Source organism: Methyloglobulus sp. (assembly GCF_046714055.1).
Taxonomy (GTDB): domain Bacteria; phylum Pseudomonadota; class Gammaproteobacteria; order Methylococcales; family Methylomonadaceae; genus Methyloglobulus.
Genome location: NZ_JBKKBJ010000198.1, coordinates 1 through 10,301, shown reverse-complemented (window position 1 = coordinate 10,301; position 10,301 = coordinate 1). Strand labels below are relative to the sequence as shown.

At 47.4% G+C, this 10,301-nt stretch carries 6 protein-coding genes and 1 pseudogene; 5 read left to right on the top strand and 2 right to left on the bottom strand.

Features of this window, described 5'->3' with window-relative positions; translation table 11 throughout:
* Positions 1 to 382: 382 nt before the first annotated feature.
* The 5 genes from ACLQ6D_RS11720 to ACLQ6D_RS11700 all read left to right on the top strand — a co-directional run bounded on the left by ACLQ6D_RS11720 (position 383) and on the right by ACLQ6D_RS11700 (position 4,784).
* Entirely contained in the window at positions 383 to 991 is a 609-nt protein-coding gene (locus tag ACLQ6D_RS11720) for a hypothetical protein (RefSeq protein ID WP_411727472.1), read from the top strand.
* Positions 992 to 1,090: 99 nt separating this feature from the next.
* Entirely contained in the window at positions 1,091 to 2,515 is a 1,425-nt protein-coding gene (locus tag ACLQ6D_RS11715) for a tyrosinase family protein (RefSeq protein WP_411727471.1), read from the top strand.
* A gap of 214 nt (positions 2,516 to 2,729) precedes the next feature.
* Positions 2,730 to 3,521 carry a hypothetical protein gene (locus ACLQ6D_RS11710; RefSeq protein WP_411727470.1) on the top strand — a complete coding sequence of 264 codons (792 nt, stop codon included), beginning with the start codon at positions 2,730 to 2,732 and terminating at the stop codon, positions 3,519 to 3,521.
* 63 nt (positions 3,522 to 3,584) lie between these two features.
* Positions 3,585 to 4,049: a Kazal-type serine protease inhibitor family protein gene (locus ACLQ6D_RS11705; protein WP_411727469.1), complete on the top strand. Its 465-nt coding sequence runs from the start codon at positions 3,585 to 3,587 to the stop codon at positions 4,047 to 4,049.
* A 228-nt stretch (positions 4,050 to 4,277) separates the two neighbouring features.
* Positions 4,278 to 4,784, top strand: a complete 507-nt coding sequence (locus ACLQ6D_RS11700) for a hypothetical protein (protein ID WP_411727468.1) — start codon at positions 4,278 to 4,280, stop codon at positions 4,782 to 4,784.
* Between the two features lie 608 nt (positions 4,785 to 5,392).
* Here the strand turns inward: ACLQ6D_RS11700 and ACLQ6D_RS11695 are convergent.
* Complete coding sequence (locus tag ACLQ6D_RS11695) at positions 5,393 to 6,358, bottom strand: response regulator (protein ID WP_411727467.1); 966 nt, start codon at positions 6,356 to 6,358, stop codon at positions 5,393 to 5,395.
* Positions 6,355 to 9,721, bottom strand: a pseudogene (locus tag ACLQ6D_RS11690) (response regulator). Before ACLQ6D_RS11690 ends, ACLQ6D_RS11695 begins: the two are co-directional and overlap by 4 nt.
* Positions 9,722 to 10,301 lie beyond the last annotated feature (580 nt).

The window sequence follows — 10,301 nt, the reverse complement described above, 5'->3', positions numbered from 1 at the left end:
CATTCACTTGGCCGTCTTTGCAACTCGCCTGCTTCCCGCATTTTGGACAATCCATCGCAACCTCCCGGTGCATGTTAATGACCCAAAACTTATACAGTATCTATATATAATTAGCAATGCCAAATTTAGTATGCGAAAAAATTCACCTTTACTTAGTGAATTACTTCACAGACGGTAACCTTCAATACCTTTAGGCTAGAGACAAATTCGGTGTTCTAAGACTAACTGCGTGTTTGGCTTAGCATTGAATTTAGCGTGGTGGTGTTTTGTAGTTGATATTTTAAAAACTCTCATGCCTCGCCAAGTTCCCTCGACCTAAGGTTTCTCCCATCCCCTTCGGAATCTTTCGTTAACCAGATTAAAGGGGAAAAAGGAGATGAAAATGAAAAAGAAATATAAAGATCGTGACCATGATAGTGGCTGTAAAACTTGTTCAGATATTTTGCAGGATCAAGACGATTATCTTAGTAAGCATTGTGAACAAAAATTCAATTATCTGCCACGCACGAACTGCGACTGTCCAGACAGTGATGCCCAGGATGACGGCGGATATCATTGCGAATGTGTTCCGGCGGCCCTACCTGACCTTAATCCTGTCATTTCGGTCAAATGGGGGGACAGTAAATGTGATGGCTTTGAGACTAATGATTTTGAAGTCTTATGCATTACCGTTTGTAACAGTTACTGCAATGTTACTTTTAATGATTTCACCATTACCCATATTAAAATAACGGATATGGCGGGAAATCCTGTTCCGACCTTACCAGATGGCACACCGTCTGTTCATGTCGTCCCTTCAGGCCCCATTTGTTTTGGTGACATTGAACCCTGTGAGCAAGAAAGACCTAGCTGTGTATCTAGGGAATTTGTGATCAACACCTGCGGCGCAGTAGGGCAATGTTACCTATTGTCGTTTGAAGGCGTTTGCTTCACTGTTTCCTACGAACTCCAATCTAAACACTGCTTCGTTGTGAAGTTGTGTCAAGATTAATTGGCTAAAACCTAACCCGTAACCTGTAAGGCGTATCGCCGATAGGTAATACGCCAAACTAGGCTGCATTGCTCAGTAGATTTCAATCAGGAGACAGAAATGGGTATCAGAAAAAATCAATCAACACTAACCACCGACGAGAAATCTCGATTTGTCAACGCGGTATTACAGCTAAAAACGAACGGTGTCTATGACCGCTACGTGCGTCAACACCGGGATCTTTTTTTCGATGCTGATGCTGGCATTCATAGGAGTGCGCTGTTTCTCCCGTGGCATCGCGAGTTTCTACGCCGACTTGAATTGGATCTTCAAGCCATTGATCCTTTAGTGACCCTCCCTTACTGGGATTGGACAGTGGATCGAACCCTGTCAGCATCCCTTTGGGGCAGCGATTTTATGGGTGGCAATGGGGTACCGGCAGGTGGTGCCGTGCAGACGGGTGCATTCGCGTTCAGCAACGGTCGCTGGCCGCTGACGGTACGCGATAACCCTGCCGGTAGGGTTGAACTCACTCGAGCTATTGGTTCGGGTGAGAATCTACCCAGCGCAGGTGACGTACAGGGAATTCTTACTCGTACACCATTCTCGATTTTTACGCGTGATCTGGAAATCAATATCCATAATATCGTGCATGGGTTTATAGGAGGTTCTGCAGGAGATCGAAGCTCCCCCAATGACCCCGCGTTTTTTCTGCTGCACTGTAATGTGGATCGGCTGTGGGCTATTTGGCAGGGTCTTCATCCGGCAGAATCGCCATTTCAGGGGGATGCACGGTTTAATCTTAATAGCCCCATGCAACCGTGGCAGAACGAAATATCGCCACCCACCCCAGCGCGAGTTATAAACCATATTGCACTGGGTTATTCCTACCTTGACCCAGGCCCACCACAGATTACCGACCTCACGGTAGGCGCTCCGCCGCGCCAAGAGAGTATCAGCCAGGCAGGGGAAGTCGATTGGTATCGGTTTATCTCCCCGGCTGCATCGACCTACACTATCGAAACACAAGGAGCCACAGACGTGTTTATGTCGTTGTATGGGCCCAATAATCAAACCACTTTGGTCACCGAGGACGATGATAGTGGACAGGACAGCAACTCAAGAATTGTGAGTAACCTTTCGGCGGGCACTTACTTTGTAAGGATTCGGCATTTTCAGGCATCAGGCACAGGTAATTATGGCATTTCGGTAAGCGGGGCTGCGCAACCTAATCTGACCGAGATTGTCGTTAATGGGCCAGAAATCCAAGGCAACATCGTAGCCGCCAACGAAAGCGATGTCTATATCTTTAACGCAACACAAATCGCCACCTACACTATCGCGACCACAGGCAATACCGATACTTTCGTTTCCCTAAACGGGCCGAACAACCAAAATTCTTTTATAAGCCAAGACGACGACAGTGGCCCAGGCCAGAACTCCCAGATCGTCCGCGCCCTCACCCTAGGTATGTATTACGTGCGGGTGCGGCATTATAGTCCAACGGGCACAGGCGCTTACGGTGTTTCTGTGAAACGAACGTAGGCAATGCAAGAATCATCGTTCACCAGAAGTCACTGCTAAAAATTGAGGAAAAACCCCAGTATAAAGCTAATCTTGTTAAGGTGATTTGAAGATGAAACAAGGGAGCTTTACAAGCATATACGGTAACTTGTAATACTCTCGATGACCCCACCCAGGCTTGTTATATAAATAGTGCCTGGGTTAATTGTACTTAAACTGATACGAGGTGATTATTATGAAACAGTTACGCATAATCAAAATCTTTTCCGCGCTGCTGGGATTGTCGCTTTGGCTTGGGTCAACAGCGGTTCGAGGGGCATACGAGGCGGAGACCATGAAACCCTCGGAGATGATAAAGACGGAATATCAATACGCCGCCAAAGTTGTCTGTTCATTGTTGCTTCCCCACCAGGATGGCACTTTGGCGAAGGGTACTTACCGCACAATCGTCAACATCCATAATCCCACCAACAAGCCGGTTACAGTCGCCGCCAAGGTGGCGCTAGCGACGGAGTTTGGTTCGGAACCCGGACCATTCAGCGTTACGCCGTTCAAGAAAGCCGAGCTCCAACCCGATGGAGCCACCGAGTTGAACTGCTTTAATGTCGCGGGATATTTTTGCCCGATCAATGGCGTGTGTGTCGATTTCGCGTTCCTGGAAGGATTCGTGGTAATCAAGAGCCCTGTGCCATTGGATGTGGTCGGTGTTTACACCGCCCGGCACACCGATGGAGAGGTGGAAACCATGGATGTCGAAACGGTTCAGCCTAAGCAAATGCGTGAGGTCGTCAAGCTGATGCCTGTGGCGGCCGGGACAGCAGCGATTCAGAAGCATATCGAGTATCCGCCCAAGGGCGGCACAGCTTACGACGGTAAGTACCAGCCTAAGCAAATATGTGGCGGCATCGCCGCTATACCTTGCCCAACGGGCAAGATGTGCGTGGACGACTCCTCGGATAATTGCGACCCTGCCAAAGGGCATGCCGATTGCAGCGGGATTTGCGTAAGCGCCCCTGCGAAGCAGTAACCGTGGAACGCCCTTTGCAGGTCTTTCCTTAACTTTTACCTAGATCATTATGGAGGTTACCCCATGAAAAATTACATCGCACTATTAATGGGTTGTTGTTTTACCCTTGCACTTGCCGGGTGTAATGACAAGCCTACGCCAAACCCAACCCCGCCGCCCAAGGACGCAGTTTGCGGGACTATCAAGGGACTGACCTGCCCTACAGGGCAATACTGCGACTTCGGTGTCGGTCAGTGCAAGGTTGCGGATGCGCAAGGTGCCTGCAAAACCAAGCCTACCATTTGCACCAAGGAATTCAGGCCCGTCTGCGGTTGCGACGGCAAGACTTATGGCAACTCGTGTACTGCGGCGGCGGCGGGAGTTTCTATCGACCACGAAGGTGAATGTGTACCACCGAAACCACAAGCTTGCGGTGGGATCGCGGGGATCAAGTGCCCGGATAACCACATTTGCATTGACGATCCAAGTGACAACTGCGATCCTGCCCACGGCGGTGCGGATTGTCCGGGAATCTGCAAGAGCAAGTAAAGGGAACTAAAAGTGGCTTTGTTGCTCATCAGGGTATCATGTGTCCGTCCTGTTGATTCGTGAACGAAAACGTTGTGGTTCTTTGAGTATAGCCGCAGCCCATGGCGCAATAGCGGACGCTATTGCGCCCTTCGAACTCTGGGTAAACCCTTATGGAAAAATAAATCATAATGTTGTGCCTATGAAAAAACGCACGGAAACTTTAATCTCTAACGAGGAATCTAAAAAATGAAAAGGGAGAATATTACATTTTTGATAGTGATAATCTCTGCATTGCCGGAGATACTGCTTGGAGGAGATAAAGGGCCCATTAATCCAGTCCATAAATATTGGTCTTGTGCTATCACATCCTATAACTCCCTCGTGGAAGGCAAGTACCAAGAGGGCAGATGCCGCGCAAATACAGAATATTCTGAGCTCCCATGTCGAGAATTTTTCGTTGAATTCGAAGGTGCCGATGGAATCCGCCCAGGCGTTCCTTTCAAACAGACAATTGGGCATAACATGCAGAAAAGTCCATCCACATCCGACGATGAATTCAATACCCCAACACAATCAACGACTACAACCATTGAGATCAACAAAGATAAAGATCAATATTTGTATACACACACCATTGAAAAAACAGGGGCTAATTTCGCAGATAAATGGTTATACAGGGGCAAATGTAGCTATTATGAGGCATCAGCTAACGAAAAAATTTACATGGAAAAAGGATTGGATGCGGCTCAGTAATTTGACTTCAATTTCCGAGCCTAAGTTGTTCGCAAATATAAAAGAAACTCAGTATTGGAATATGAGGGGGATCGTTGGATTTTGACACCTAGCACCATTACTTCGCCCCTGATGGCCTGATTAGTCCCCTTTATCTACCATCTTCTAGCGTCCTTGTTTACTGTTGGAAGAAATATTGTGCGTTGTTAAGGCGTTAGGCTACAAGAAACACAACAACCAAACCATCCCTACAGGATTCAACCTTGTTAGACATTATCCGGCAAGCCTGCCATGCCTTTCAACCCGCACTGCCCCAGCGCTAATTCCCCATACATTGAGTAAATACGCAACATTTTTGTGCATTTTGTGATCCAGCCGTTGTTTTACGGCAAATTTAGCCACAACGACTGTTGGGGATTGTCCCTTCACCCCTTTTTCACATCCTTGTGTTCTGAATTCCGGCAACCCCCTCCGGAATGACAGTGCGTATAGTGCCATTTTGGGTAACTGACATGCGGCGCAATACGCTAACAGCTATTGGCATCCTACGGATTACACCTCACCACGTTATGAGTTATGCCTTTTTGATTCCTTAGCGGAAGCCATGCCATGGATCCAGGATGCACAGTTTACATCGCCTCTGGTATTGAGTTTAGATTGCCAGTCTTTTGCATGGCAATAGACACGGCTGCAGCACGGGTGGCTACGCCCAGTTTTTCAAAAATGTGTTCCAGGTGTTTATTGACCGTGCGCGGGCTGCCGCCCAGGATAAGGGCAACCTCCTTATTGGTTTTGCCCCTGGAAATCCACATGAGTATTTCTGCTTCCCTAAAGGTAAGCCCCAGGGAGTTTTTGACAGAATCGAGATTCCATTCTCCTGAGCGTTTTTCCATCAGCAGAAGGTATTCATGTCTATCATGACAAGGCGTTAGTTTTAACGAGAAGCGTGTTCCGCAGCGGGGACTTTCAAACGCTGTGTGTCCGATATTTTCAGGTTTGGCGAGTTGGGCTTTGACCCATTCCAGTATCGGCGCTGGCAATAGCGAGCCAACCTTTAATTCGTCGGGCAACGTCGGGCGTTGCAAAAAATCACACAGCCAGCGCGATCCGGCGGCAGGCAGCCAAGTGATATTGCCAGCGGCAGTGATGGCCAAGGCTGAGTAAGGGCTGTTATTCAAGGCGTTTTCAGTACGCTGAATAGTGCGTGCTTGTTTCAATTGCGCTTCAACCCTGGCCAGCACTTCGGGGGGACGTATGGGCTTGACCAGATAATCCACTGCACCTTCCCCAAAGCCGCGTAACAAGTTATCCAGTTCGCTTAATGCGGTCATGAATAAAACCGGGATAGTGGCGGTTTTGGGGTCAGACTTGAGCCGTTTGCAGGTTTCAAAGCCATCGATGCCGGGCATAAGCACATCCAGCAAAATAATATCCGGTTTTAAGTGCTCGATTTGCTCTAATGCCGACAAGCCATCCGTTGCGACCAGTACCCGGTAACCGGATTCTGAGAGGGTATCGGACAATAAGGCCAGATTTTCAGGGGTGTCATCGACAATCATGACAATACTGTTAGCATTAGGTAATTCTCTAGTCATGGCGATTGATTTTCTCGGTGGTCAGTTAGCAGTTTTTTGATGTCAACTAGGCGAAATTCGCTACTGAGTTTTAGGATACGTTGTGTAAAATTTCGGTGTTCCGGGCTATGCCGGTTTAATTCAGCCAGATACTGGTTAAGCCCCATCAGATCGCCAATGCGGACGTAAGCATTGATGCCTTCCAATACGTCAGAGGGCAGATGATCGGGCGTTGGCTGGGTCATTTTATCGGGAATCCCCCTATCGTCTTCTTGATAAACCCAGGTGAGGCCAAGATGTAATTTGAGCTTATAAAGCAGTTCCGGCACCTGCAAGGGTTTAGCCAAAAAGTCGTTGCAGCCGGCATTGATGGCATTGACACGGTCGGAAGGATAAGCGTTTGAGGTCAAGACCACAATCGGTAACGAATAGCCGTTTTGGCGTAAACGTTTAGCGGTTTCAAGCCCATCCATACCTGGCATCGATAAATCGAGCAAAATCAGGTCAGGCGGATTTTCTTTGCTTTTACGCAAACAGTCCGCACCTGAACTGGCTTCATCCAGGCAAAATCCTAGAGGTTCTAAAATCGCAACAATCAACTGCCGATGTTCCGGCTGATCCTCGACTACGAGTATCTTTTGTATGCTTTCCTGGTAGCCGATTATGGAATGTTGCTGAGTTTTTTCTTGTTCACCGCCAAGATTGGCAAGGTAAAGGCGCACGGTGAACGTAGAACCTTGTTCAGGGACACTGCTGACGGTCAATTCGCCGCCCATAATCTCGGCCAATATTTTACTGATGGTCAGTCCCAAACCGCTGCCTGGCACTAAATTCTCATGCGCTAATTGCGTAAACGGCTGGAAAATATTTTGTAGTTGGCCTTGTTGTATTCCAGGGCCGGTATCGACGACTTGAAACGTAGTGACGCCGCAACTGTAGCCAATACGAAACACAATCTCACCGGTAGTGGTAAATTTGATGGCATTGCCCAGCAAATTGATCAAGATTTGCCCAACGCGCTTTTCATCACCCCAGACCCGTTGCGGGAGGGTATTCATAATCTGACAATTAAATGATAAGCCTTTGGCTTCAGCTTGGGGTTTAAAAATGTTGAGCAAATGTTCAATAAAATTGGGGAAATCGATAGCTGCCTTATAGAATTCAAATTTACAGGCTTCAATACGGGCAATATCCAGAATGTCTTCAATCAATGATGATAAATGTTCGCCGCTGCGTTTTAAAATATCCACGGCGTGTCGTCGGTGTGCGGGGATAGTCGGATCTTTGTGCAAGATATAGGCGTAGCCAATAATGCTATTCAATGGGGTGCGTATTTCATGGCTCATATTGCTGAGGAACCGGCTTTTCGCGGTGTTTGCTTTGTCTGCCGCTTGGGTTGCTGCTTGCAGTTTGGCATCGGTTTTTTTGTGTTCTGCTATTTCCATCAACAACCGTTGCGTTTGTTTGGCGGTTTCTTCATGTGCAACCCGTCGGCTTTCGTCATTTAAAATCAACCACCAGGTGCACAAACCAATAAATACCAGCAACGAGGAGTAAACCTTAACAAAATTTTCCAGCAACAATTTAAATGAGGGCAGATATTGTTGGGCGCTCAGTAAATCTTGATAGTAAATAATGCCGACAAACACGCTGGTGATGATGGTAAGAAATATAAACAGCAAACTAAAACGTATTAACCGTAACCGGGCTGTTAAAGTAAGTTGTTTGGGTAAACAAGATTCAGCAAGTTTTTGTAGATAATCATCCAGCCTGAATCCAGGTTTGCAGGCATCCATGCAGCTTGAATCCAGGGTGCAGCAGAGCGAGCAAATACTACCTTCATAAAGAGGGCAATACGCCATATCTTCTTGCTCGAAATGGTTGGCGCAAATAGTGCATTGGCTGAGCTTGTCTTGATTTTTATGAGAATGGTAACGAGTCAGATAGCGCTTGCGGCCATAGAACTTTGCTATACAAGGCACCAACAGGAACGACAAGGCCAGGGCAATAAACGCAGAAAATGCCTGGGCATAGTCACCAAATAAACCCAAATAAGCCAAAATTGAAATGACCGACGCACATAAGGTCGAGAGTGTGCCCACCGGATTAAGGTCCGGCAAATAAGCGCGTTTAAACTCAACGGTTTTGGGGCTGAGATGTAAGGGCTTATTAATCAATAAGTCGGCGGCAACCGCACTAATCCAGGCTATCGATATATTGGAAAACAAGCCCAAAACTTTTTCTAATGCGTTAAAGACACCGAATTCCATCAGCAAAAGCGCGATGGAGACATTGAACAGCAACCAGATAACTCGCCCCGGATGGCTGTGGGTCAAACGCGAAAAGAAATTCGACCAAGCCAAAGATCCCGCGTAGGCATTGGTCACGTTGATTTTGATTTGTGAAATGACGACAAACAAAGTCGTCACTGCCAAGGCGGTGCTGCTATCAAACAACTCACCGTAAGCGATCAGATACATTTGCGTCGGTTCATGGGCATGTGCGGGGGCTATGCCATGGCGAACGGCGAGATGGGCCAGCAAGGCGCCGCCAAGCTGCCTGAGCATGCCAAACAAAATCCATCCTGGGCCTGGCCGTCAGTGTTGCCGCCCACCAGCGTAGCCGATTTTTGGCAGTGAGTTCCGGCATAAAACGAAGAAAGTCCACCTGTTCGCCGATTTGTGCAACCATGGAGAATGCGACGGTCGTCGCACTGCCAAACAACAACCAGTTAAAACCTTGGCCGCTACCGGCAATCCAGAAATACGTTTGCAACGTCATGATGGCTTCGGGCTCGTGCATATACACGGCGACATAAGGCGTTATCAGTAACAATAGCCACAGTGGTTGGGTCCACAATTGCAATCGGCTAATGGTGGTAATCCCAAAAGTGACTAGCGGAATGACGGTGACAGCACTGACAATATGTGCAATGGCGATAGGGATGTGGAAGTACAGCTCGATAGCCAACGACATGATCGATGCTTCGAGCGCAAATAAGGTAAACGTAAAGGAAGCATAAATGAGCGAGGTGACCGTCGAGCCGATATAGCCAAAACCGGCGCTACGGGTTAACAGGTCAATATCAATGTTGTAGCGGGCGGCATAATAACTGATAGGGAAGCTGGTGATAAAAATGATCAGGCCAACGGCAAGAATCGCCCAAACTGCGTTGGTAAAACCATAATTGATCGACAAAAAACCACCTATCGCTTCCAATACCAGGAACGAAATAGAACCAAAGGCGGTATTCGCTACCTGAAATTCCGACCATTTACGAAACGTACGTGGCGCAAATCGCAAGGCATAGTCTTCCATGGTTTCGTCTGCGACCCATACATTATAGTCTCGGCGAATTTTAGAGATATTTTGACGGATACTGATGTCCCCAACAGTTTTAGTTAACAAACTGAATAATAAAAGCAATAAATACGCCAAGCAAGATGCCGGGCAATTACTTTGGTTGTTGGCCTACTCTCTGATCTTATGATTGAAATTTTACGCTAATTTGGTGCTTTGAATGCACTGATATAGATACATCGTTTTTTGTCTGTAACAAGCGGAGTTTAAGTGTTGCACTTCCAAACCCAATCCGTGCAGAAAAATCGCCAGAACTAAAATATCGCGCGTGGAACCATTCACAACAAGCTAATCGAAACCAACAATCAATTTATCGGTTTTTTCGGTCACCAATGCGATATGCTGCCTAGCGGAATAAGCAATTGCTGAATAAGTTTGTTGAGAGTATTTACCTAAATATAGATAATGTTTTTTCTTGATATGCCCGGAATACATGGGGTTGCGTTAGCTAAAACCAAAGCTTGATGGTTGCATTGAACAGGCCTTCGCAATGGGCGACCACTTTGGTGCGCCGTGTCATCCGGCCAAGATGGTGTCGGGTGTCGCTGTCGTCACGCCCAATTGCCACCGTATGGGCTTTGCCGATGACGTGCCGCGCTTTGGG

What these genes read in the sequence shown, in the direction of transcription:
- ACLQ6D_RS11715 (WP_411727471.1), top strand. Translation starts at nt 1,091, where the DNA reads ATGGGTATCAGAAAAAATCAATCAACACTAACCACCGACGAGAAATCT.
- ACLQ6D_RS11695 (WP_411727467.1), bottom strand. Translation starts at nt 6,358, where the DNA reads ATGACTAGAGAATTACCTAATGCTAACAGTATTGTCATGATTGTCGAT.
- ACLQ6D_RS11700 (WP_411727468.1), top strand. Translation starts at nt 4,278, where the DNA reads ATGAAAAGGGAGAATATTACATTTTTGATAGTGATAATCTCTGCATTG.
- ACLQ6D_RS11705 (WP_411727469.1), top strand. Translation starts at nt 3,585, where the DNA reads ATGAAAAATTACATCGCACTATTAATGGGTTGTTGTTTTACCCTTGCA.
- ACLQ6D_RS11720 (WP_411727472.1), top strand. Translation starts at nt 383, where the DNA reads ATGAAAAAGAAATATAAAGATCGTGACCATGATAGTGGCTGTAAAACT.
- ACLQ6D_RS11710 (WP_411727470.1), top strand. Translation starts at nt 2,730, where the DNA reads ATGAAACAGTTACGCATAATCAAAATCTTTTCCGCGCTGCTGGGATTG.